This window comes from Pseudarthrobacter sp. NamB4 (assembly GCF_005796185.1).
Taxonomy (GTDB): Bacteria; Actinomycetota; Actinomycetes; order Actinomycetales; family Micrococcaceae; genus Arthrobacter.
On sequence record NZ_VAHM01000009.1, the window covers coordinates 1 to 23768 of the forward strand.

The 23768-nt window shown below is 65.2% G+C and carries 17 protein-coding genes and 1 pseudogene; 11 read left to right on the forward strand and 7 right to left on the reverse strand.

The window, feature by feature from the left end; translation table 11 throughout:
* Positions 1 to 206: pseudogene (locus FDW81_RS10040) on the reverse strand (endonuclease); the annotation flags it as partial.
* Between the two features lie 70 nt (positions 207 to 276).
* Entirely contained in the window at positions 277 to 750 is a 474-nt protein-coding gene (locus FDW81_RS10045) for a hotdog fold thioesterase (protein ID WP_171027166.1), read from the reverse strand.
* Between the two features lie 178 nt (positions 751 to 928).
* On the opposite strand from FDW81_RS10045, the gene polA reads away from it, so the two are divergent.
* From polA to rpsA, 3 genes are all read left to right on the forward strand, one after another.
* Complete coding sequence (gene polA / locus FDW81_RS10050) at positions 929 to 3613, forward strand: DNA polymerase I (protein ID WP_138134045.1); 2685 nt, start codon at positions 929 to 931, stop codon at positions 3611 to 3613.
* 59 nt (positions 3614 to 3672) lie between these two features.
* Complete coding sequence (locus tag FDW81_RS10055) at positions 3673 to 4962, forward strand: GNAT family N-acetyltransferase (protein ID WP_138134184.1); 1290 nt, start codon at positions 3673 to 3675, stop codon at positions 4960 to 4962.
* A gap of 233 nt (positions 4963 to 5195) precedes the next feature.
* Complete coding sequence (rpsA, locus tag FDW81_RS10060) at positions 5196 to 6674, forward strand: 30S ribosomal protein S1 (protein ID WP_138134046.1); 1479 nt, start codon at positions 5196 to 5198, stop codon at positions 6672 to 6674.
* Positions 6675 to 6896: 222 nt separating this feature from the next.
* On the opposite strand, the gene FDW81_RS10065 is transcribed toward rpsA, so the two are convergent.
* Positions 6897 to 7400 (reverse strand): GNAT family N-acetyltransferase, encoded by a 504-nt coding sequence (locus FDW81_RS10065; RefSeq protein WP_138134047.1) that lies wholly within the window; start codon positions 7398 to 7400, stop codon positions 6897 to 6899.
* Positions 7384 to 8073 carry a YigZ family protein gene (locus tag FDW81_RS10070; RefSeq protein WP_138134048.1) on the reverse strand — a complete coding sequence of 230 codons (690 nt, stop codon included), beginning with the start codon at positions 8071 to 8073 and terminating at the stop codon, positions 7384 to 7386. The genes FDW81_RS10065 and FDW81_RS10070 overlap by 17 nt, the downstream gene beginning before the upstream one ends.
* A gap of 99 nt (positions 8074 to 8172) precedes the next feature.
* Here FDW81_RS10070 and coaE point away from each other — a divergent pair, with 99 nt between their 5' ends.
* From coaE to FDW81_RS10090, 4 genes are all read left to right on the forward strand, one after another.
* Positions 8173 to 9387, forward strand: a complete 1215-nt coding sequence (gene coaE / locus FDW81_RS10075; RefSeq protein WP_138134049.1) for a dephospho-CoA kinase — start codon at positions 8173 to 8175, stop codon at positions 9385 to 9387.
* 78 nt (positions 9388 to 9465) lie between these two features.
* Positions 9466 to 11562, forward strand: coding sequence for an excinuclease ABC subunit UvrB (gene uvrB, locus FDW81_RS10080; protein WP_138134050.1), 2097 nt, complete (start codon positions 9466 to 9468; stop codon positions 11560 to 11562).
* Positions 11563 to 11764: 202 nt separating this feature from the next.
* The gene (locus tag FDW81_RS10085) at positions 11765 to 12793 is read left to right on the forward strand and encodes a TerC family protein (protein ID WP_138134051.1); all 1029 of its coding nucleotides are present in this window, start codon (positions 11765 to 11767) and stop codon (positions 12791 to 12793) included.
* Between the two features lie 130 nt (positions 12794 to 12923).
* Positions 12924 to 14363: an MFS transporter gene (locus tag FDW81_RS10090; protein ID WP_138134052.1), complete on the forward strand. Its 1440-nt coding sequence runs from the start codon at positions 12924 to 12926 to the stop codon at positions 14361 to 14363.
* Here FDW81_RS10090 and FDW81_RS10095 read toward each other — a convergent pair.
* Genes FDW81_RS10095 through FDW81_RS10105 form a run of 3 tightly spaced genes read right to left on the reverse strand, consistent with a single transcriptional unit; the run spans position 14349 to position 18783 of the window.
* Entirely contained in the window at positions 14349 to 15692 is a 1344-nt protein-coding gene (locus FDW81_RS10095; protein ID WP_138134053.1) for an alpha/beta fold hydrolase, read from the reverse strand. The two genes, FDW81_RS10090 and FDW81_RS10095, sit on opposite strands and share 15 nt — an antisense overlap.
* A complete protein-coding gene (locus FDW81_RS10100; protein WP_138134054.1) occupies positions 15685 to 16200 on the reverse strand; it encodes a GNAT family N-acetyltransferase in 516 nt (171 codons plus the stop codon). The genes FDW81_RS10095 and FDW81_RS10100 overlap by 8 nt, the downstream gene beginning before the upstream one ends.
* 39 nt (positions 16201 to 16239) lie before the next feature.
* Entirely contained in the window at positions 16240 to 18783 is a 2544-nt protein-coding gene (locus FDW81_RS10105) for an RNA helicase (RefSeq protein WP_138134055.1), read from the reverse strand.
* A 96-nt stretch (positions 18784 to 18879) separates the two neighbouring features.
* Between FDW81_RS10105 and FDW81_RS10110 the strand changes: the two genes are divergently transcribed.
* The 4 genes from FDW81_RS10110 to FDW81_RS10125 all read left to right on the forward strand — a co-directional run bounded on the left by FDW81_RS10110 (position 18880) and on the right by FDW81_RS10125 (position 23761).
* Positions 18880 to 19674, forward strand: a complete 795-nt coding sequence (locus FDW81_RS10110; protein ID WP_138134185.1) for a trans-aconitate 2-methyltransferase — start codon at positions 18880 to 18882, stop codon at positions 19672 to 19674.
* Positions 19675 to 19803: 129 nt separating this feature from the next.
* Positions 19804 to 21573, forward strand: coding sequence for an ABC transporter ATP-binding protein (locus tag FDW81_RS10115; RefSeq protein ID WP_138134056.1), 1770 nt, complete (start codon positions 19804 to 19806; stop codon positions 21571 to 21573).
* An 89-nt stretch (positions 21574 to 21662) separates the two neighbouring features.
* On the forward strand, positions 21663 to 23384 hold the full coding sequence (locus tag FDW81_RS10120; protein ID WP_138134186.1) for an ABC transporter ATP-binding protein: 1722 nt from the start codon (positions 21663 to 21665) through the stop codon (positions 23382 to 23384).
* Complete coding sequence (locus tag FDW81_RS10125) at positions 23381 to 23761, forward strand: GntR family transcriptional regulator (RefSeq protein ID WP_138134057.1); 381 nt, start codon at positions 23381 to 23383, stop codon at positions 23759 to 23761. Before FDW81_RS10120 ends, FDW81_RS10125 begins: the two co-directional genes overlap by 4 nt.
* The last annotated feature ends 7 nt before the right edge of the window (positions 23762 to 23768 follow it).

Sequence of the window (23768 nt, forward strand, 5' to 3'; positions counted from 1 at the left end):
ATCCCCGTGGCCCGGGCCACCAGTCCAGCCACCTTCGCCTGCACCCCTGCGGCGCCGGCGAGAACGTCCAGGCAACCACCAGCCAGGCCGGCCAACGGATCAGCCTCCGAAAACGCCTCCGGACCCGAACCGTCCAGCTCAGCATTCAACACGGCAAGGGCAGCATCGATCGCCGCGAACGCCCCCGCCACTGCCGCTTTACCCATACCAACATCATCCCAAGGAGGTCAGACATTCTGTTCGTCGGGAGAAGGCGGGTTGCTTCGGGAAAGAGGGCTACCCCTCCCTTGGCGCATTGTCCCGGATCATGTTCGTGATCCGGGCGGTGGACAGCCTGCGCCCCTGTTCGTCGGTCACGATGATTTCGTGGGTGGCCAGGGTCCGTCCCAGATGGATGGCGGTGCATGTTCCGGTGACCGCGCCGGCGGAGATGGAACGATGATGCGTGGCGTTAATCTCAATGCCGACAGCGTGCCGGCCCGGCCCGGCGTGCATGCCGGCAGAAAACGAGCCGAGAGTTTCGGCCAGGACCGCGTGCGCCCCGCCGTGGAGGATGCCGGCCACTTGGGTGTTGCCCTCCACGGGCATGGTCGCCACGGTGCGCGCGGGGCCCATTTCCACGAACTTGATCCCCATTTTCACCACCAAAGCTCCGATCCCAAAGCCGCCAAGCCAGCCGTGAAGATGGTCAGGGATGCCGGCGGCCGCCAGCTCAGCGGCGAAAGGCCCGGGCGTGAAATTGTCCATCATGGCAACTAGGCTGGCACCTGTGAGTGAATCAACCAAACCGGCCCCTTTCCCGTCCCAGGCCCTGCAGGAGGACAACGCACCGCAGGGTTCAACCACCCTTGAGGACGCTGCTGTTCAGGACAAGGGTCCGGCCCCGGCCGGAGAATCGGTTTCGGCCACTGTCGCCCCAGTCGTCCCCATGACCGGACAGCCACGGCTCCTGGTGCTGGACGGCCACTCCATGGCATTCCGCGCGTTCTTCGCGCTGCCCGCGGACAAGTTCTCCACCTCCAACGGACAGCACACCAATGCCATCCACGGATTCACCTCCATGCTGATCAACCTCATCAAGGAGCAGCAGCCCACCCACATTGCCGTCGCCTTCGACGTCTCGGACGAAACCACCCACCGCAAAAGCGAGTACACCGAGTACAAGGGCGGCCGGAATGAGACTCCCCGGGAGATGAACAACCAAATCGACCTGATTGCGCAGGTGATGGAAGCCTGGGGCATCAAGACCATCACCATGCCCGGATACGAGGCCGATGACATCCTCGCCACCCTGGCCACCATGGGCGAAAAGGCCGGTTTCGAAGTCCTGCTGGTAACGGGAGACCGCGACGCTTTCCAGCTGATCAATGACAACGTCTTTGTGCTGTACCCGAAGAAGGGCGTCAGTGACATCCCCCGGATGGATGCCGCCGCCATCGAAGCGAAGTACTTCGTCCCCCCGTCCCGGTACTCTGACCTCGCCGCGCTGGTGGGGGAGACGGCGGACAACCTGCCCGGTGTCCCCGGCGTCGGGCCCAAGACGGCGGCAAAATGGATCAACCTTTACGGCGGACTCGAGGGCGTCCTGGAACACCTGGATTCCATCGGCGGGAAAGTAGGCGACGCACTGCGGGAAAACGTCGACGCCGTCAAGCGGAACCGCCGGCTGAATGCACTCCATACAGACCTGGAACTCCCGGTCACGCTGGACGACCTTTACCAGCCCCGCCCCAACCAGGCGGCACTGGAGGACCTCTTTGACAAGCTCGAATTCAAGACGATCCGGAGCCGGCTCTTCGCGCTGTACGGCGATGAGGACAAGCCTGCCGCGGAGCGGGAGAGCATCGACACGCCGGAGTACGCCACCCCGGCAGCTGCCGCCGAACTCTCAGCCTTCCTGGCGGCCGGAGCGGGGCAGCGTGCCGCACTGGCCGTAGACCTCGTTCCCGGCCGGATCGGTGAGGACGCCGCTGCACTGGCCATCGTGCGGGAGGGCGCCGCTGCCTACATCGACCTGTCCGGACAGGACGCCGAGACGGAGAACGTCCTGGCCGGCTGGCTGCGGGACCCGGAGTCACCGAAGGTCCTGCACGGGTTCAAGGCCGCCCTCAAGGCGCTCACCGCGCGTGGGCTCGAACTCGAAGGCGTGGTGGATGACACCTCAATCTCGGGCTACCTCATCCAGCCGGACCGCCGCACCTATGAGCTCGCCGAACTCGCCCAGCACCACCTCAACGTAGCGATCTCCTCCGCTACAGCCAAAGCGGGCCAGCTGGAGCTTTCGTTCGACGGCGAAGACAATGCCGCCGCGGACGCACTGGTCCAGGCGGCCGCCGTCGTGCTTGCCCTCAGCCGCTACTTCGAAGCGGAACTGAAGGAGCGCCGCGCCGAGGAACTTCTGTCCACCCTGGAGCTGCCGGTCAGCCGGGTCCTGGCGGACATGGAGCTCGCCGGCATTTCCATCGACATGGGGCGCATGGACGACCAGCTGGCCGATCTGGCCCGGGTCATCGACCAGGCGCAGGAGCAGGCGTTTGCGGCAATTGGCCACGAGGTCAATCTGGGCTCGCCCAAGCAGCTGCAGACTGTCCTGTTCGAGGAACTGCAGCTCCCCAAGACCAAGAAGATCAAGTCCGGCTACACCACGGACGCGGCTTCGCTGAAGAACCTGCTGGAGAAGACCGGGCACGAGTTCCTGGTCCAGCTCATGGCGCACCGCGAAGCAGCAAAACTGCGCCAGATGATCGAATCGCTGAAGAAGTCGGTGGCGGAGGACGGGCGCATCCACACCACCTATGCACAGAACGTGGCAGCCACGGGCCGGATCTCCTCCAACAACCCCAATTTGCAGAACATCCCCATCCGCAGTGAGGAAGGCCGTCGGGTCCGCGGCATCTTCGTGGTGGGGGAAGGCTATGAATGCCTGCTCTCCGCTGACTACTCGCAGATCGAAATGCGCATCATGGCCCACCTGTCCGGCGACCAGGGCCTTATCCAGGCCTACAAAGACGGCGAGGACCTCCACCGGTTCGTCGGCTCCAACATCTTCCACGTGCCCGCGGAAGAAGTCACCAGCGCCATGCGCTCCAAGGTGAAGGCGATGTCCTACGGGCTGGCCTACGGCCTGACGTCGTTCGGCCTGTCCAAGCAGCTGGAGATCTCGGTGGACGAGGCCCGCACCTTGATGAAGGAATACTTCGACCGGTTTGGCGCCGTCCGCGACTACCTCCGCGGCGTGGTGGACCAGGCCCGTGTGGACGGCTACACGGCAACCATCGAGGGACGCCGCCGCTACCTGCCGGACCTCACCAGCACGGACAGGCAGTTGCGCGAAAACGCTGAGCGCATCGCGCTGAACAGCCCGATCCAGGGCTCCGCTGCTGACATTATCAAACGCGCCATGCTCGGCGTCCATGCCGAGCTGAAGGCGCAGGGACTGAAGTCCCGGATGCTGCTGCAGGTCCACGACGAACTGGTCCTTGAGGTGGCGACGGGTGAGCGCGAAGCCGTCGAGAAGCTGGTCACCGAGCAGATGGCGGCCGCAGCGGACCTCAGCGTGCCGCTGGAGGTCCAGATTGGCGTCGGTCCCAGCTGGTACGACGCCGGGCACTAACGCCGGTCGCTGCTGGTCAGGCGCCGGTTTTCTTGGTTAGGCTCAGGTGCGTGGCTGATCTGAGTGGAAACTATGAAATTCGGCGCTTCAGCGCCGTGTCCCAGGGCAAGGACGGTTACGCGCAGGCGGAGACCTGGAGCCGTGCAGTGTCCTTCGGCTTCCACGAATCCACCAGGACCGCCGAGCACGTGGCAAAATCGCTCGCGACCTACGAGGCCGACGGCCGTGTCCTTACCGGCGTTTACCAGACCGGCCCGGTGGCACCCTCGTCAATGCCTGCCGACGTGCCGGTGGCCACCTTCGCCACGTTCCGCAAGACCCTGAACATCGGCTTCGGGCAAACTCTCGAAGCGCACCTGGTCACCTCGGTGACCGTTCGCACCTCGCACCGGCGTCGGGGCCTGCTGCGCCGGATGATGTGCGAGGACCTGCAGCTGGCCAAAGAGGACGGCGTGGCAGTCGCGGCGTTGACGGCGTCGGAGGGAACCATCTACGGCCGTTTTGGCTACGGCGTGGCGAGCTTCGAACGCGTCGTCAAAGTGGACACCACCAGCCGCTTCAGGCTGCGGCACGAGGCCACCGGCACTGTGGAGGTAGCTGACCCCAAAGCCTTGCTGGAGCTGGCGCCGGCAGTCTTTGACCGGGTCCACCGGCTGACTCCGGGATCCATCGGCAGGCAGGAATGGTACCGGCAGCTGGCCTCCGGCTCGCTGGGCCGCGACGGCAAAGAGGACCCATCGGTCAAGGTGGCGCTCCACTACGGGCCCGGGGGAGACGTGGACGGCTACGTCTCCTACAAGTTCCTTGGCTGGGACACCGAGCCCTACACGGTGGAGGTCGTGGACCTGCTGGCCGGCAGCAACGACGCCTACCTTGAGCTGTGGCAGTACCTGGGCGCCATCGATCTGGTGGAACGGGTGTCATGGGTTGAGGCGCCGCTCGATGACCCGCTTCCCTGGGCCCTGGACGATCCCCGCTGCATCGACTCCTCCGACAGCCGGGACATGCTCTGGCTCCGCATCCTGGACGTCCCGGAGGCGTTGGCCGCCCGGCACTATCCCGCGGACGGCCGCCTGATCCTGGAAGTCCTGGACCCGCTCGGCCTCACAGCCGGAACGTACGCGCTGTCAGCGCAGGGCGGCAAGGCCGCCGTCGAACGCTTGCCGGAAGCCGCGGAAGCAGACCTGACGATGGCCGTGTCAGCCTTGTCCTCCATTTACATTGGCGGCGTCTGTCCCGTCACCCTGGCAACGGCGGGAAAGATCCGCGAACACACCGCAGGCTCCGCTTTGCAGGCCCGGCAGATGTTTGCGGTGGAACGGCCAACCCACTGCCTTACGCACTTCTGACGGCAGCGCCCGCGGTCAGGAGCGGCCAGGGCCAGTGCGGGGGCGGTTTTGACCCGTGTTGTGCCCAGCCACTAGAATGAACGGGCGTGTGTGAAGTGTGCCCAGTTTTGGCTGCATGTGAACGCCGCGCAATCAGGATGACCCGGCAATTCCGCCGCGCTCCGCTTCCAGGTCAGTACCCGGAAGTGGTGGTCGCCTGATCAACTAACTATCCACAACGGAGCCCCTACTACATGACCATCACCTCCACCGAGAAGCCCGGTACCCCCGTAGTCGCGATTAACGACATCGGTACCGCTGAGGACTTCCTCGCAGCTGTCGACGCCACCATCAAGTACTTCAACGACGGAGACCTCGTCGAAGGTACCGTCGTCAAGGTCGACCGCGATGAAGTCCTGCTCGACATCGGTTACAAGACCGAAGGTGTCATCCCCTCCCGCGAGCTTTCCATCAAGCACGACGTTGATCCCGGAGACGTCGTCTCTGTTGGCGATCAGGTCGAAGCCCTGGTGCTCACCAAGGAAGACAAAGAAGGCCGCCTGATCCTCTCCAAGAAGCGCGCTCAGTACGAGCGTGCCTGGGGCGACATCGAGAAGGTCAAGGAAGAAGACGGTGTTGTCACCGGTACCGTCATCGAGGTCGTCAAGGGTGGTCTTATCCTCGACATCGGCCTGCGCGGCTTCCTGCCCGCATCCCTCGTCGAGATGCGCCGTGTGCGCGACCTGGCTCCGTACATTGGCCAGCAGATCGAAGCCAAGATCATCGAGCTGGACAAGAACCGCAACAACGTGGTCCTGTCCCGCCGTGCGTGGCTCGAGCAGACCCAGTCCGAGGTCCGCTCCACCTTCCTCAACAAGCTGGAAAAGGGCCAGGTCCGTCCCGGCGTTGTTTCCTCCATCGTCAACTTCGGTGCCTTCGTGGACCTGGGCGGCGTAGACGGCCTGGTTCACGTTTCCGAGCTGTCATGGAAGCACATCGACCACCCGTCCGAGGTTGTCGAGGTTGGCCAGGAAGTCACCGTCGAGGTTCTCGAGGTGGACCTGGACCGCGAGCGCGTCTCCCTGTCGCTCAAGGCTACGCAGGAAGATCCGTGGCAGACCTTCGCCCGCACCCACGCCCTCGGCCAGGTTGTTCCGGGTAAGGTCACCAAGCTCGTTCCGTTCGGTGCGTTCGTCCGCGTCGAAGACGGCATCGAAGGCCTCGTCCACATCTCCGAGCTGGCCGTCCGCCACGTGGAACTGGCCGAGCAGGTTGTCTCCGTTGGCGACGAACTGTTCGTCAAGGTCATCGACATCGACCTCGAGCGCCGCCGCATCTCCCTCTCCCTCAAGCAGGCCAACGAGGGCGTCGACGCCGACAGCACCGAATTCGATCCGGCTCTGTACGGCATGGCCGCAGAGTACGACGAAGAGGGCAACTACAAGTACCCCGAGGGCTTCGACCCCGAGTCCAACGAATGGCTCGAAGGCTACGAAGCACAGCGCGCCGCCTGGGAGCAGCAGTACGCTGACGCCCAGACCCGCTGGGAAGCCCACAAGAAGCAGGTTGCCCAGCACGCTGCCGACGACGCTGCAGCTGCAACGTCCGGTGACAGCGATTCCGGTGCCACCAGCTACTCCTCGGAGCCCGCTGCTGAGTCCAACGCCGGTGCAGGCACCCTTGCATCGGACGAGGCTCTTGCCGCGCTGCGCGAGAAGCTGACCGGCAACTAATTGCCGCCTGCGCCGGATATCCGGCGCCAGCACACACAGGCTCCCTGCTTCGGCAGGGAGCCTGTTGTGCTTAACCCGGCCGTGCCCGCCCGGCTCTAAAACCTGAAGGCGGCACTTTTGCTGCTGCCGGCGGGGTGCTGCCCGTTACCATGGGGTCTGCAGGCAGGCGAAGGGGCGGAAGTTACGCAAATGCGCCGTTAGCCCCTCAGAGCGCAGGCCCGCCTAAAGCGCGACGACGGCCTGAACGGTCCCGTTGTCGTCGGGCGTGAGGACTGCCCCGGCACCTGCAAGGACACGCTGGGCGCCAAGGTTGCCTGTCAGGGTCCGGGCTGTGACCTGGTCGATGCCGGCTTTGCGTGCCTCGTCCAGCACCAGGTCCAGGGCAGCACTGCCGATGCCCCGGGACCTGAAGCTCCTGCCAAGCCAGATGCCGGTTTCCGCCGTGCGCTGGCCATTGTCGGAGTCAACGCGGCGCAGCCGAATGGAGCCGGCAAGACTGCCGTAGGCAAGTATGCCCCAGGTCTTTTCTCCGGCGAGTCCGTTGAGCCCATGGGCGGCGGCGCGGTGGTGGCTGCAGAACCACTCAGTCCGTTCCGGGTTCCAGCCCGGCCCGCCCAGTGGGGGAGCGACTTCGTCAGGGGAGGCATCCCGCCTGGCCAGTTCCAGGAGTTGTGCCAGGACTGTCTCCTCGACATCCACCAGGGCCACGTCAGGGGAACGGGACATCAACCCACTCCGTTCCCTCAGGGGAAAGCATCGCGGTGCCCCCGGACAGGGACAGCACGCGCTCTGATGCAGTGGCCACGGCTTCCGCATCGTCGGGCACCACAACACGCAGCACTGCATGCTGTCCCGGGTAGCTGGTTTCACCCATCACGAACGCTGCGGCCCGGAGGTCGTTTTCCAGCCTCCCGGCAGCAGTGTGCGGAATATGGGTGGAGCAGATCCGCAAGCGACTGCGGCGCACCAGGGGCACCAGCGACAGTGCCGAGGACACGGATTCCGAGTACGCACGCACCAGGCCGCCTGCCCCGAGCAGAACGCCGCCGAAGTAACGCACGACGACGGCGCTTACGTCGCTGAGGTCGGCCACCCCAGGTGACGTTTCCCTTTTGGCCAGAGCCTCGAGCATGGGGGCTCCCGCTGTTCCCGATGGTTCGCCGTCGTCGCTTGAGCGCTGGATGTCCCGGTCCGGGCCGATGATGAAGGCCGAGCAGTGGTGCCTTGCGTCGTGGAACTCCCGGCGAAGGCCGGCGATGAGGTCCCGGGCAGCTTCCTCGGTACCGGCCCGGCGGAGGACCGTGATGAACCTTGAGCGCTTGATCTCGAGCTCGTGGCGGAAATCAGGCCCGCCGGCAAGGGTGGTGTATGACCCTGTCCGGCTCTCATGATCTGGCACCCACCAAGTCTAGTGTCGGGGAGGGGCCCCCGGGCCAACCCCGGGGCTTCACAGCGCGTGCGGTGGGGCCAGGGAGGCAGTCCGGCATAGTGTGGGAGGGTGCTGAAGATCGGGTTGACGGGCGGTATTGCCTCAGGGAAGTCAGTGGTTGCCTCGCGATTGAAGGAACGTGGGGCAGTGCTGGTGGATGCTGACGCCCTTGCACGTGAGGTTGTGGAGCCAGGTACGGAGGGACTGACCCGCATCGTGGCGGAGTTCGGCAAAGATGTCCTCGCCGGCGGCGGCCGGCTGGACCGGCCCAAGCTCGGTTCGCTGGTATTCGGTGATCCGGCCCGGCTCGCCGTGCTGAACGGGATCGTCCACCCATTGGTCCGTGCCCGCGCCGCGGCCATCACCTCAGCGGCACCCGCCGACGCCGTGGTGGTCCAGGACATCCCCCTGCTGGTCGAAACCGGCCAGGGCAGCAGCTTCCATCTGGTGCTGGTGGTGGACGCCCCGGAGGACACCAGGCTCCAGCGGATGCTGGAACACCGGGGGATGACCGCTGAAGCTGCCCGTTCCCGTATTGCAGCCCAGGCCACACGGGAAGACCGGCTCGCGGCGGCCGATATCGTCCTGGACAACTCCGGCAACATCCAGCACCTGCTGGAGCAGGTGGACCGGCTGTGGGACGACCGGCTGGTGCCCTTCGCCCGCAACCTCGCGGCAGGGACGCGCGCGGCGCGGAGCGGCGGCCCTGTGCTGGAGCCGCACCGCGCAGACTGGGCGCGGCAGGCAGTTAGAATCTCGGCACGGTTGACGACGGCGGGTTCCGGGCTCATCCTGGCCGTGGACCACATCGGTTCCACCTCCGTCTCCGGGCTGCCTGCGAAGGACGTCGTTGACCTGCAGGTCGCGGTGCCGGACCTCGAAGCCGCGGACAGGCTCGCACCGCTCCTGGCCGCCGCAGGCTTTCCGGGGATACGGGGAATCGAATCGGACACTCCAAAACCCAACGCGCCTGATCCAACCGAGTGGCAGAAGCGGTTCCACGCCAATGCCGACCCAGGCCGTCCGGTCAACATCCACGTCCGCGTTGCCGGCTCTCCCGGCTGGCGCTATGCCCTGATGTTCCGGGACTGGCTGCGGGACAACCCGTCCGCGCTGGGGCTCTACGCAGCGCACAAGGCAGAGCTTGCTGCGCGCTTTTCCGGTTCGGCCGGCACCAGGGAGTATGCGGAGGCCAAGGAACCCTGGTTCAACGATGTTGCCTGGCCGCAGATGTCCGCCTGGGCCCGGGAAACCGGGTGGGCGCCGCCGTCGTACGAATCCTGAAACCGCCAAAATACGGCTGCTGTTCGCCCATAACGGACTGGACCGTTCAGTGTCGGTGCCCGGTTGTAGATTAGATCCATGAGCCTTGCGCAGGAGATCAACCGTGTTGTAGCGCCCTTCGAGGTCATCAGCGAATTCAAGCCCGCGGGCGATCAGCCGGCAGCCATCGCGGAACTTACGGAGCGCATCAGGAATGGCGAGAAGGACGTGGTGTTGCTCGGCGCCACCGGTACCGGTAAAAGCGCCACCACGGCCTGGCTGATCGAACAGGTCCAGCGCCCCACCCTGGTTATGGTCCAGAACAAGACCCTGGCGGCGCAGCTCGCGAATGAGTTCCGTGAACTGCTGCCCAACAACGCGGTGGAATACTTCGTCTCCTACTACGACTACTATCAGCCGGAAGCCTACGTGGCGCAGACGGACACCTTCATCGAAAAGGATTCCTCCATCAACGAGGAAGTTGAAAGGCTCCGCCACTCTGCCACCAACGCTCTGTTGACCCGTCGGGACGTCGTCGTCGTCGCTACCGTGTCCTGTATCTACGGCCTGGGCACGCCGGAGGAATACATCGCAGGTATGGTCACGCTCCGCAAGGGGGCGGAGATGAACCGTGACGACCTCCTCAGGAAATTTGTGTCCATGCAGTACGCGCGCAATGACATGGACTTCCACCGGGGTACCTTCCGTGTCCGCGGCGACACTGTCGAGATCATCCCGATGTACGAGGAACTGGCTATCCGCATCGAGTTCTTCGGTGACGAGATTGAGAACATCCAGACCCTCCACCCGCTGACCGGAGAGGTGATCCGGGACGAAGAGGAGATGTACGTCTTCCCGGCATCCCACTACGTCGCCGGGCCCGAGCGCATGTCCCGGGCCATCAAACGGATCGAGGACGAGCTTGCCGACCGGCTGAAGGTACTCGAGGGTCAGAACAAGCTGGTTGAGGCTCAGCGGCTCCGGATGCGGACCAACTATGATCTCGAAATGATGCAGCAAATGGGCTTTTGCAACGGCATCGAGAACTACTCCTCGCACATCGACGGCCGCGCACCCGGAACAGCTCCGCACTGCCTCCTCGACTACTTCCCGGATGATTTCCTGCTGGTGGTGGACGAGTCCCACGTGACCATCCCCCAGATCGGCGCGATGTACGAAGGCGATATGTCCCGCAAGCGGAACCTGGTGGATTTCGGCTTCCGCCTGCCCTCGGCCATGGACAACAGGCCGCTCAAATGGGACGAATTCCTCCAACGCATTGGCCAGACTGTCTACCTGTCCGCCACCCCGGGCAAGTATGAACTGGGCAAGGCTGACGGCTTCGTCCAGCAGATCATCCGGCCCACCGGCCTTATTGACCCCGAGGTGGTGGTGAAGCCCACCAAGGGCCAGATCGACGACCTGCTGGGCGAGATCAAGATTCGCACGGCAAAGAACGAGCGCATCCTGGTCACTACCCTCACCAAGCGGATGGCGGAGGACCTCACGGACTACCTCCTCGGACACGGCATCAAGGTGGAGTACCTGCACTCGGACGTGGACACCCTCAGGCGGGTGGAACTGCTGCGTGAACTCAGGATGGGTAAGTTCGACGTCCTGGTCGGCATCAACCTGCTCCGTGAGGGTTTGGACCTGCCCGAAGTGTCGCTGGTCAGCATTTTGGACGCAGACAAGGAAGGTTTCCTGCGGTCCTCCACGTCGCTGATTCAGACCATCGGCCGTGCAGCCCGTAACGTCTCCGGGCAGGTGCACATGTACGCGGACCGCATCACAGACTCCATGGCGCAGGCCATCGATGAAACAAACCGCCGCAGGGCCATCCAGGTTGCCTACAACAGGGAACACGGCGTGGATCCGCAGCCCCTGCGGAAAAAGATTGCCGATATCACGGACCAATTGGCCAAGGAAGACGCCGACACCCAGGAGCTGCTCAACAACAACCGGCTGGCCAAGGGAGGCAAGCGGAAAGCCGCGGCCAAGGGTGCCGCCCAGGTGCGGGCGGACGGCCTTGCAGCAGCGCCGGCCGAGGACCTGGTGGGGCTGATCGAACAGTTGACGGAGCAGATGCACGGTGCCGCAGCCGAACTGCAGTTCGAAGTTGCAGCCCGGATCCGGGACGAAGTCAGCGAGCTGAAGAAGGAACTGCGGCAGATGCAGGCAGCCGGGCACGCCTGACACAAACGCAGCCGGGGACAGCCCGGCCGGCCGCCTGCGGTACAGTTAAGGTCACGTAGGGGAGTATCCCAAGCGCTACGATCGTCAACACGCAGGGCATGGATGCCCGGCCGGGCGTAGCGGGCCGCCGTTTCAGCACCAAGTGCGCAGGCAGGCCGGAGAGACTTACACCGCATCTCTGTACCCTGCGAAAGGCTACCCTGTGCTCGAATTGCCCGTGTGGTTCGAAGTCGGCTCTTTTGTCGTCCTCGGCCTTATCCTCCTGATCGACCTTCTCCTGGTGGTCCGCAGGCCCCACGAACCCTCCATGAAGGAAGCCGGCCTCTGGGTAGCGTTCTACGTCAGCCTTGCGCTGGTGTTCGCCGGAGCCATGTTCGCTTTCACCGGCCCGGAATACGGCGGCCAGTTCGTTGCCGGCTGGGTCACCGAATACAGCCTCAGCATCGACAACCTGTTCGTCTTCATCATCATCATGGCCCGCTTCTCGGTGCCCCGGAAGTACCAGCAGGAAGTGCTGATGGTGGGTATCATCATCGCGCTGATCCTGCGCGGCATCTTCATCCTGCTGGGCGCCATCGTGATCGAGCAGTTCAGCTGGGTGTTCTACATCTTTGGAGCGTTCCTCCTGTGGACGGCCTGGAAGCAGGCCCAGGACGAGGGTGAAGACGAGGAAGACCGTGAGAACCCGCTGATCGCCAAGATCCGCAAGGTTATCCCCATGTCGGAGAAGTTCGACGGCGGCAAGCTGCGCACCACGGTGAACGGCAAAAAGGTCTTCACCCCCATGCTGATCGTGTTCATCACCATCGGCCTCACGGACCTGCTGTTCGCCGTCGACTCCATTCCCGCGATCTTCGGCCTCACCCAGAGCCCCTTCATCGTGTTCACGGCCAACCTGTTCGCCCTGATGGGCCTGCGCCAGCTGTACTTCCTGCTGGGCGGCCTCATGAACCGCCTGATCTACCTGAAGCACGCGCTGTCCTTCATCCTCGCCTTCATCGGCGTCAAGCTGGTCCTGCACGCGATGCACGTGAACGAGCTTCCGTTCATCAACGGCGGGCAGCACATCGAATGGGCTCCCGAAATCCCCACGTTCGTGTCCCTGGCCGTCATCGTCGGCACCATCGTCATCGCGGTGATCGCCAGCCTGGTCAGCTCCAAGGCCAAGGAAGCGCACCTGGATCCGCGGCTTGAGGAAGACGTGCGGCGAAGCCACAGCGACGTCGAGTAAGCGTCTCCTTTCCTTCAGTTCCGGGATAACCCGGCCGTCCTGCGGCCGGGTTTTTCCGTTTAAAGTCGGTTCTCCAAGCCCGCAAAAAGTGGCTCTGTAGGTGCGGCGGGACCGGGACTATGCTCGGAGCATGGCTTCCGCCCTGACACCGGAACAACCCGCCCTGCCTTCGGAACAAGGAGTGCGCCGCGTGCAGCGCCGCACCGTGGTGCTGCTGAGCGCAGCCCAGGTATTCGGCGGAATCGGCACCGGTGCCACCGTCTCGATCGGGTCTATCCTTGCCGTGGAACTGTCGGGTTCCAGCGCCTGGGCCGGCGCCGTCGCCACCGTTATGACACTGGGCGCCGCGCTGGCAGCGTTGCCCCTCGCCTCGCTGGCAGACCGCCGCGGCCGCCGCGCCGGCCAGGTCACCGGACTCGCCGCCGCCCTGGCGGGTGCCGTGCTGATGGTGCTCGCAGTGGTTTCCGGCCTTTTCATCCTCCTGGTGCTGGGGGCCGCCGGCATCGGCGTGGGCACCGCAGCCAGCCTCCAGGCCCGCTTCGCCGCCGTCGACCTTGCCGACGCGGAACACCGCGGCAGGGCACTGTCCGCCGTCGTGTGGGCCGTGACTGTTGGGGCGGTGGCCGGGCCCAACCTCATCCAGCCGGGGACCGCCGTCGGCGAAGCCCTCGGTCTTCCGCCCGTAGCGGGGCCCTTCGTGATCGCGGGGGCGGGGCTCCTCGTGGCGAACGTCCTGCTGTTCGCCGGGCTGCGGCCGGACCCACTGCTGCTGGCCAGGGAAATCGCCTTCCGGGAGGCAGGCGGAGGCGCGCAGGGCAAGGAACAGGTGTTGGCGGCGGTGCAGGGGCACGGCAGCAAAGGGACAGCCACCAGCGGGCCGGCCAGAACCCCGGGACAGGCAGTTGGACCAGTGAAGCGCGGCGGCGGCTCACTGGTCCGTGGGCTGCGCGCGATCCGCGGCTCCCGGACAGCGCTTCTGGCGGTGGCCGCCGTCGTCGGAGCGCATGCGGTGATGGTGGGTGTGATGTCCATGACTCCCCTCCATCTGCAGGAACTGGTGGAGGGCCCCGGTGCCGGCCATGCCGGCCACACTGCGTCCGGTGATGTGCTGGTGATCATCGGATTCACCATTTCCCTGCACATCGCCGGGATGTTTGCCTTGTCGCCGGTCATGGGCTGGCTGACCGACAAAGCGGGCAGGGCCCAGACAATCATGATCGGCTTCACCCTCCTGATCACAGCCGTGGCAGTGGCCGGGTTCGGCGAGTCGTCCACGGGTGCGGTCGCGGTGGGGCTGGTCCTGCTGGGCCTCGGCTGGTCGGCCGCCACGGTGTCCGGTTCCACCCTGCTGGCCGAAAGCGTGGGGCAGGAGTCCCGTGTGGTGGTGCAGGGCGTCTCGGACATGCTGATGGGGGCCGCCGGTGCGGTGGGCGGGGCCGTCTCAGGCCTGGTCCTCAGCTGGTTCGGCTACCTGGGACTGAACCTGCTGGGCGGCGTGGTGGGCGCAGCGGTCCTCGCCGCTGCCTTCCTCACCGTCATGGCACGGCGGCGCCAGTCAGCGGCCGCCTGACCGGACCATCCCCAGGAGCCGGCCGAATATGCCTTCGCCGTCATCCGCGATGCCGTCATGGTGGAAGTCGGCGGTCTCCCAGACCTGGAGTCCGCGGACTGCGGATGCTGTCTCAAGGGATAGCTTGCGGTCCACATAGATGTCGTTGGAGTAGATGGCGGCAGCCACAGGAACGGTATTGGCGGCCAGCCGGTGGGGGTCGTAGAGCGGCCGCCAGTCCTCTTTGGCAGCCAGCAGCCCTGCCACCTCCTTCAGGGGCCGAAGCGCCGGATCCTGCTCGAAGTACCAGGGATAGACCATCTCACCTGTCAGCAGCAGCGGTTCCGCATCCGGCCGGAATTCGGGGTACTCGTCCAGCACACGCCAGGCGGACCACCCGGTGGCCTGTCCCTGCCCGTAGATGGATTCGTGCATCAGGGCGTAAAGCGGGTTGGCACGGCGCGACACGATGCCCTGCACCTGGTCCAGGAACACATCGGAGAGCCTCGCGCCGCCGTCGGCTTCAGTGAAGGCGTCCTCCAGCAGGTAGTGCAGGCTGTCCACCCTGGTGTTTCCGCCCAGGTAGGCACCCAGCATCTGGAAGCGCTCCACAGTGAGGGGGCCGCCGTCGGGCAGGAATTCAGGCGTGCTCCGCAGGTGCCGGGCAATGCGTTCAACCGTGGCACGGTCTTCCGGATACCAGCCGAAGTACTCGGCGTTCCGGGCGGCCACCCGCTGGAACGTGGCCCGGTAGACGTCGTCCGCGGGGCCGGACAGGGGTGGGAGGCCACCGGTTACCAGGACCTCGCGCAGGCCCTCGGGGGCGAACGACAGGTAGGTCAGCGCGCAGAAGCCGCCGTAGCTTTGGCCGTACACAGTCCAGGGCCCGGAGCCAAGCGCGTCCCGGATGAGCTCGGCGTCGGCCACGATGGAATCGGCGCGGAAGTGCGCCAGGTAGGCGGCCTGGCTGCCGGCCGGCCCGCGCAGCGGCAGGGTGTTGCGGTCTATCGGTGACGACAGGCCGGTGCCCCGCTGGTCCAGCATCAGGATACGGAAGTCCCTCGCAGCGGCTTTGCTCCAGCCGCCCAGCGAGCCAAGCCTGTTGCCGCGCCCGCCCGGGCCGCCCTGAAGGAACAGCAGCCAGGGAAGCTGCGCAGCCTTCTCCTCACTGTGCGCCGCCGAAACGTACTCCCGGGCAAAAACAGTAATGGTCTCGCCAGAGGGCACGGAGTGGTCCAGCGGGACCGTGAAGACATGCTCGGCGGTGCGCATGCCCCGGAACTCGTGCCTGGCCCTGATTTCGTGCGGCGCCCCGACCCTTGCTCCGGCCGGCAGGCCTGACTTAGCCATTGGCAACGGCGGGCACGGCGCTGCCGGACCTATCGCTGCCAAACGCGGTAAGGGCCTCGCCGGTGAGCCGGAAGGTGGACCAGCCGTCCATTGCCCTGGCGCCCACGCGGCGGTAGAAGTTGATGGATGGTTCGTTCCAGTCAAGGACGCTCCACTCCACCCTGGCGTAGCCGTTTTCCAGGGCGATTGCGGCCAGGTGCTGGAGCAGGGCCTTTCCGTGCCCTTCGCCGCGGGCCTCCGGGCTGACGTACAGGTCCTCAAGGTAAATCCCGTGCACGCCTTCCCACGTGGAATAGTTCAGGAACCACAAAGCGAACCCTTGGACTTCCCCTGCCCCGTTTTCCGCCATCGCAGCGAACACCCGCGGGTTATCCCCGAACAGCACCTGCTGCAGCATTTCCGGAGTGTTCCGGACGGCGTCCGGTTCTTTCTCGTAGTGCGCCAGTTCGTGGATCATCCGAAGGATTGCGGGGACGTCATGGGGGGTTGCGGGGCGGATTACACTCATTGTTCGAGCTTACCGGGCGACCCCCGGCCAGGGGACGGTTCAGAGCCGGTTGACGTCCGTTACCCTGATGACTGCCGTTCCGGTTTCGTCGGATGCCGCCAGGTCCACCTCTGCTGAAATGCCCCAGTCGTGGTTGCCGGCAGGATCGTCGAAGATCTGCCTGACCTTCCACTGGTCCTTTTCTTCCGTGATCATCAGAAGTCCCGGGCCGCGGGCGTCCGGCCCGGTGCCAATGTCGTCGTGTTCGTCGAAGTAGTCGTCCAGGGCGTCCTCCCACCGGTCTGCATTCCAGCCGGCAGGGCCGTCGAGTTCGGCCAGCGCTGCAGCGTCCTCGTCGGCGAACAGTTCCACCCGGCGGAACATCTCGTTGCGGACCATCACCCGGAAGGCGCGGATGTTGGAGGTCAGCGACGGCGGGGGCGGCGGGGGTGCGTCGTGCGGGGTGGGCGCGGCGCCGGAAGCCAGTTCCTCCCACTCATCGAGGAGGCTTGAGTCGACCTGGCGGACCAGTTCGCCGAGCCAGGCAACGAGGTCCTCGAGGTCTTCGCGCAGCATGTCCTGCGGCACGGTCTGCCGCAGCGCTTTGAAGGCGTCCGCGAGGTAGCGCAACACGATGCCCTCGGAGCGGGCCAGACCGTAGAACTGGACGAATTCGCCGAAGTTCATGGCACGTTCGTACATGTCACGGACCACCGACTTGGGCGCCAGCTCGAAGTCTCCCACCCAAGGTGCGGCCTTCCGGTACAACTCGAACGCTTCGCCCAGAATTTCCGCCAGCGGCTGGGGGTAGGACACCTCGTCCAGCATGGCCATCCGCTGGTCGTAGTCGATGCCGTCCGCCTTCATGGCTGCCACCGCCTCGCCGCGGGCCTTCTTCTGTTGCGCGGAAAGAATCTGGCGGGGTTTCTCCAGGGTCGCCTCGATCACGGACACCACGTCCAGGGCGTACGACGGCGACTCCGGATCCAGGAGCTCCAGTGCAGCGAGTGCGAAGGGGGACAGCGGCTGGTTGAGCGCGAAGTTCGGCTGGAGGTGGACAGTCAGCCGGACCGTGCGGCCGTCAGGGCCCTGCTCTTCAGGAGGGATCCGCTCCACGACTTCCGCCGCGAGCAGCTCCCGGTAAATGCCCAGGGCTTTCTTCATGAGCTGCAGTTGGGAGGACCGGGGCTCATGGTTTTCGGTCAGGAGGCGGCGGGCAGCGGCAAAGGGGTCGCCCGGCCGTTCCATCAGGTTCATCAGCATCGCGTGCGTCACGGTGAAGCTCGAGTTCAACGGCTCCGGCACGGATTCGACGAGCCGCTTAAAGGTGGGCTCCCCCCAGCTCACGAACCCCTCCGGCGGCTTCTTTTTCACCACCTGGCGCAGCTTCTTCTGGTCGTCGCCGAACTTGGCCACTGCCTTGGCCATGGCTTTGACGTTCTCCGTCACATGTTCGGGCGCCTGGACCACGACGGTTCCGGCGGTGTCGTACCCGGCGCGGCCTGCCCGGCCGGCAATCTGGTGGAACTCGCGTGAGTTGAGCAGCCGGGTGCGGACGCCGTCGTACTTGCTCAGGGCTGTCAGCAGCACGGTGCGGATGGGCACATTGATGCCCACGCCCAGGGTGTCAGTGCCGCAGATGACCTTCAGCAGGCCTGCCTGGGCTAACTGCTCCACCAGCCGGCGGTATTTCGGCAGCATGCCGGCATGGTGCACTCCGATCCCGTGCCGGACCAGCCGGTTGAGGGTCTTGCCGAAGCCGGCGGCGAAGCGGAAGTCGGCGATCAGTTCCGCGATCCGGTCCTTTTCTTCGCGGGTACAGACATTGATGCTCATCAGGGTCTGCGCGCGGTCAATGGCCTCGATCTGGCTGAAGTGCACCACATAGACGGGCACCTGCCTGGTGGAAAGCAGTTCCTCCAGGGTCTCGTGGACCGGCGTCTCGTGGTAGTAGTAATGCAGCGGAATGGGGCGTTCAGCCGAGCTCACCGTTGTCGTGGCGCGTCCTGTCAGCGCGGTCAGCCCTTCCTCAAACCTGCTGACGTCGCCCAGCGTGGCCGACATCAGGAGGAACTGTGCCTGCGGAAGCTCCAGCAGGGGAACCTGCCAAGCCCACCCCCGCTGGGGGTCCGAGTAAAAATGGAACTCATCCATGATCACGGTGCCCAGTTCTGCCGCGGACCCCTCGCGCAAAGCGGTGTTCGCCAGGATTTCTGCTGTGCAGCAGATGATGGGCGCATCCTTGTTGACGCCGGAATCGCCCGTGATCATCCCGACGTTCTCCGCGCCGAAGATCTCGCACAGGGCAAAGAACTTTTCGGATACCAGTGCCTTGATGGGAGCGGTGTAATAGCTCCGATGGTCCTTTGCCATGGCCTGGAAGTGCGCGGCGGTGGCCACCAGCGACTTTCCGGAGCCGGTGGGCGTTGCCAGGATGACGTTTGCCCCGGTTGCCAGCTCGATGATGGCCTCATCCTGCGCCGGGTAGAGGGCCAGTCCGCGGCTTTCCGTCCACTCAACGAACCGCGTGTACAGGTCGTCGGGGTCGACGCCGGCCGGCGGGGTGGGAGAGGGCAGGTAGGTCAGCTGGTCAACGAGTTTCATTGGTTTCCAGCTTAGTGCCCTGCCGGGCCCCTCTTTCCGCCGCCGCCGGGTTAGGCTTCGCCGTGCATGGGAACGCATCAAGACGTGGAGATGGACATGAAATGGGATCCGACAAAATACGTCCAGTTCGGTGATTACCGGGACCGGCCGTTCTTCGACCTCACCGGCAGGATCCATGCGGACCGGCCGGTCCAGGTGGTGGACCTTGGCTGCGGTCCCGGCAACCTGACGGCGACCCTCGCGGAGCGCTGGCCCGGGGCGGAAGTGGTGGGCGTCGACTCTTCGGAGGAAATGCTCGCCAAGGCGGCGCACCTCGCGGAGGGCAACCGGTCCCTGCGCTTCGAACTGGCGGACATCGCCGGCTGGAAACCGTCCGCGGAGACCGATGTGGTGGTGAGCAATGCTGCTTTGCAGTGGGTGCCTGGCCACCAGGAGATGATGCGCAGCTGGCTGCAGGACCTCCGGCCCGGCGCATGGTTCGCCCTTCAGGTCCCGGGAAACTTCAACGCCCCTTCCCATTCGCTGATGCGTGACCTGGCAGCTTCCCAGCGGTGGGCGCCGAAGCTCGGTAAAGTGCTGCGCGGGGGAGAGCCGGTGGGGGAGCCGGCGGACTACCTCCACATCCTGCTCGACGCCGGGTATTCCGCGGACGCGTGGGAGACCACTTACCAGCAGGTCCTGCCGGAAAGGGACGCGGTGCTGGAGTGGGTGCGGGGTACTGCGCTCCGCCCAGTACTGGCTGTTCTGGCGGAGGAGGAGGGCGAGGAGTTTGAAGCGGAGTATGCAGCAGCCTTAAGGGAGGCCTATCCCCGAACGGGTCATGGCACCCTGTTTCCGTTCCGGAGGACCTTCGCGGTGGGCCGGAAAAGGGACAATTTGTCCACCAAGTAGACGTTCTCTACAGCCCAGTCATTGCTTTGACAAAACCGGAAAGTGATGTGGCTTACAATAGCGGGGTGGCTGATGGGGGAGAGGCTACCGCCGGGCGCCCCATCGGCTGACTGACCTACTGGAGGTACGTTGCTGATCGGATTTGCGAGGCGGTTGTTGGGGGGCCACAAGGCCCACGTCGCTGCCATTGTTGTTCTCCAGTTGGTGCAGGCGGCCGCCACCCTCCTGCTGCCCACGGTCAACGCCGCCATTATCGACGAAGGCATCGTTGCGGGGAACAACCCAGTCATTTCCAGGCTCGGCGCGGCAATGGCAGCAATCGCGGTGGTGCAGGCAGCCACGGCCATCACAGCGGGTTACCTTGCTGCCGTAGTGGCCATGAAAATCGGGCACCAGTTGCGGGCGGAAATCTTCACCAGGATCCAGTCGCTGTCTTCACAGGAAGTGGCTGTCTTTGGAACCCAGAGCCTGACCATCCGGGCCACCAATGACGTCCAGCAGATCCAGGCCTTCGCGGTGCTGGTGTTCACCATGCTGGTGGCAGGGCCGGCGATGGGGCTGGGCGGCATCATCCTGGCGCTGCAACAGGACGTGGCGCTGTCTGCAATAGTGGTCGTCATCGTGCCCCTGCTCCTTCTGATCATGTACCGCATCGTGGGGCGGCTCATCCCCCTCTACCGTGAGGGGCAGGACCTCCTGGACCGGGCAGGGGGCATCCTTCGCGAACAGATCATGGGCGCCAGCGTGATCCGGGCCTTTGTCCGCCAGGACCACGAAGTCCGGCGCTTTGCGCGCACCAACAGCGCGCTGACAGCTAACAATCTCCAGTCGGCACTGCTGGTGGCGGGAATGCTGCCGATGATCATGCTGGTGATCAACATGTCCTCCGTTGCCGTGGTGTGGTTCGGCGGGTACCGGATCCAGGCCGGCCTGATGAACATCGGGGCACTGACTGCTTTTATCGCCTACATTATGCAGATCCTGCTCGCCATCATGATGGCAATGTATGTCCTGATGACAGCCCCGCGGGCGGCAGTCTGTGCAGAGCGCATCGGCGCCGTGCTCTCGCTTGAACCCTCAGTGCGTGATCCGCGGCCAGCCACGACTGCGGCGTTGCCCGCGGTGGGCCGCTTTCCGCGGGACCCGCCGGCCCCGTCCTGCAGGCTGGAGTTCAGCCACGTGGGATTTTCCTATCCCGGCGCCGAGGCCCCCGTCCTCGCCGACATAACCTTCACCGCCGCTCCGGGCACCACGACGGCCATCGTAGGATCCACCGGCAGCGGAAAATCCACGCTGCTGAACCTGATCCCTCGCTTCCTCGACTCCACTTCCGGAACCATCAGCCTCGACGGCGTGGACATCAAGGATCTCCCGCTCCAGACCCTCCGTTCCGGCCTGTCCATCGTTCCCCAGCACTCCCACCTGTTCTCGGGCACCATAGCGGACAATCTCCGGATCGCCGCGCCGGATGCCACCGACGAGGAGCTCTGGGCAGCCCTGGAGACGGCACAGACCATGCGGTTCATGCGTGCGCTGCCGCTGGGGCTTGCCACCCCCGTGGGCCAGGGCGGAACCAATCTTTCAGGCGGGCAGCGGCAGCGGCTGTGCATCACGCGGGCCCTGCTCCGAAAAAGCCCGCTCTACCTTTTCGATGACAGCTTCTCGGCGCTGGACTACGACACGGACACAAGGCTGCGGCAAGCCCTCGCAACGGTTCTCGCCCCCGCCACGGTGATCGTGGTGGCAGAGCGGATCTCCGCCGTCGAAAATTCTGACCTGATCCTCGTCCTGGACGGCGGTCAGCTGGTGGCGCAGGGAACCCACGCCGAGCTGCTGGAGGTTTGCCCAACCTACCGGGAGATTGCGGATTCGCAGCTGGCGCTGGACGGCCCCCTTTGACCGCCCCGCTGGTGGCCCCGGCAGCGGGCGAAAGGTTCTGGCCCACAGCCGGGCGGCTGCTGGGCCTGCTGCAGCCGTTCGGGCGGTTCATGCTCGGCGCCGTCGCGGCCACCTGCGCCTTTGCCGCGCTCAACGTTGCGGCGCCGAAGTACCTCGGCGACGCCACCGACGTCGTGGTTGACGGCGTGTTCAGCGGTGCCCTGGACCAGGGCCGGTTCGGCTTCCTGCTCGCCGCAGTGGCATTGATGTACGTCCTCGCCTCGGTGTTCAACTGGGTCCAGGGCGCACTCACCGCCCGCTCGGTGCAGGGCCTGATGTACGGCCTGCGGGCGTCCCTGGAGGACAAGCTGCACCGGCTGCCGTCCACCTATTTCCAGGAACGGTCCCGCGGCGACGTCCTCAGCCGTGCAACGAACGACATCGACAACATAGCCCAGGCAATGAACCAGCTCCTGACCCAGCTGATCATGTCCTTCCTGATGCTGTGCGGGTCGTTGGCCATGATGCTGTGGATCTCGCCGCTGCTGGCCGGGATCGCCATTGTCACTGTTCCGCTGTCCGCCCTCCTGACCGTGGTCGTAGCCCGCCGTTCGCAGGCCCATTTCGCGCGGCAGTGGACGGAGACCGGTGAGCTGAATGCCCACGTGGAGGAGTTCGTCAGCGGACACGAGGTCATCAAGGCCTTCGGACACCAGGCGAAGGCTGAGGAGATCTTTGCGCGGAGCAACGACAAGCTCGCGCGCGCCGCCACCAAGGCGCAGTATTCCGCCGGCGTGGTCCAGCCCCTGATGATGCTGATGTCCAACCTCAACTACATCGCCGTCGCAGTGGTGGGCGCGCTCCAGGTCATTGCCGGAGCCATGACCATCGGCGGAATCCAGGCCTTCGTCCAGTTCAGCAGGCTCTTTACCCAGCCCGTGGGACAGATCGGCGGCATGCTTAGCCTCATCCAGTCCTGCGTGGCGTCCGCTTCGCGTGTTTTCGCGCTTTTGGATACCGGGGAAGATCCTGCCGAACCGGCTGCCGCCGCTTCCACCCCGGTACCCGGCGGCCGGATCGCCTTCGAGGACGTCACCTTTGGCTACCCGGAATCAGCGCCGGCCGTGCGCAACCTCTCATTTTCGGTGGAGCCTGGCCAGACGGTCGCCGTCGTTGGCCATACGGGGGCCGGGAAAACCACTGTGGTGAATCTGCTGATGCGGTTCTACGAGCCGAATTCCGGCCGCATCACCATGGGCGGGACAGACATCGCACAGATCCCGCGGGACCGCCTGCGCGAGCAATTCGGGGTGGTGCTGCAGGATGCATGGCTCTTCGCCGGAACCATCAGGGAAAACATTGCCTACGGCAGGCCCGGTGCCACAGACACCTCCATCATCGCGGCAGCAGAGGCCACCTATGTGGACAGGTTCGTCAGGGCCCTTCCCGCCGGTTACGACACGGTGCTGGAAAACCGCGGGGAGCCGCTCAGCCAGGGCCAGCGCCAGCTCCTCACCATCGCCCGGGCCCAACTTTCCGGCAGGGCAGTCCTGATCCTGGACGAGGCCACCAGCTCCGTTGACTCCAGGACTGAACTCCTGATCCGCCGGGCGATGCAGCGCCTGCGGCAGGGCCGGACCAGTTTCGTCATCGCCCACCGTTTGTCCACCGTCCGCAACGCTGATCTAATTCTGGTCATGGACCACGGACGCATCGTCGAGCAGGGCACGCACAACACCCTCCTGGCTGCCAACAGTTACTACGCCCGGCTTCACAATGCCCAGTTTTCAGACCCGGCCGGCCAGGCCGACGCACTCGAGGCCGGCATTTGAGCTCCCGGCCGGGGTTCCCCGGAACCTGGACGCCCAACTCCGCCAGTTCGGTGCCGCTGTTCGAGCAGCTCCGGCTCCAGGTCATCCACGCTGTGGACAACGGGACCCTGCCGCCCGGGACCAGGTTGCCTGCGGTCAGGGCGCTGGCCGAACGCCTTGACGTGGCTCCGCACACAGTCGCTCGCGCCTATAAGGAGCTCGAGGCGGCCGGCGTGGTGGCCACGCGGGGCAGGAACGGAACGATAGTGTGCCCCCGTGATGAACGTCTCGGCGGGCTGTCTGCCGCTGCCGCAGCCTATGCCGCTGCGGCCAAAGCACAGGGGGCCACGTTCGCTGAAGCCGTCAAGCTGCTCGCCGCCGCCTACGACGCAGCCTGAGAGTACC

Excerpts from the sequence above, each read along its gene's own strand:
- FDW81_RS10045 (WP_171027166.1), bottom strand. The coding sequence starts at position 750 with ATGATGGACAATTTCACGCCCGGGCCTTTCGCCGCTGAGCTGGCGGCC.
- polA (WP_138134045.1), top strand. The coding sequence starts at position 929 with ATGACCGGACAGCCACGGCTCCTGGTGCTGGACGGCCACTCCATGGCA.
- rpsA (WP_138134046.1), top strand. The coding sequence starts at position 5,196 with ATGACCATCACCTCCACCGAGAAGCCCGGTACCCCCGTAGTCGCGATT.
- FDW81_RS10065 (WP_138134047.1), bottom strand. The coding sequence starts at position 7,400 with ATGTCCCGTTCCCCTGACGTGGCCCTGGTGGATGTCGAGGAGACAGTC.
- uvrB (WP_138134050.1), top strand. The coding sequence starts at position 9,466 with ATGAGCCTTGCGCAGGAGATCAACCGTGTTGTAGCGCCCTTCGAGGTC.
- FDW81_RS10090 (WP_138134052.1), top strand. The coding sequence starts at position 12,924 with ATGGCTTCCGCCCTGACACCGGAACAACCCGCCCTGCCTTCGGAACAA.
- FDW81_RS10095 (WP_138134053.1), bottom strand. The coding sequence starts at position 15,692 with ATGGCTAAGTCAGGCCTGCCGGCCGGAGCAAGGGTCGGGGCGCCGCAC.
- FDW81_RS10100 (WP_138134054.1), bottom strand. The coding sequence starts at position 16,200 with ATGAGTGTAATCCGCCCCGCAACCCCCCATGACGTCCCCGCAATCCTT.
- FDW81_RS10105 (WP_138134055.1), bottom strand. The coding sequence starts at position 18,783 with ATGAAACTCGTTGACCAGCTGACCTACCTGCCCTCTCCCACCCCGCCG.
- FDW81_RS10110 (WP_138134185.1), top strand. The coding sequence starts at position 18,880 with ATGAAATGGGATCCGACAAAATACGTCCAGTTCGGTGATTACCGGGAC.
- FDW81_RS10120 (WP_138134186.1), top strand. The coding sequence starts at position 21,663 with ATGCTCGGCGCCGTCGCGGCCACCTGCGCCTTTGCCGCGCTCAACGTT.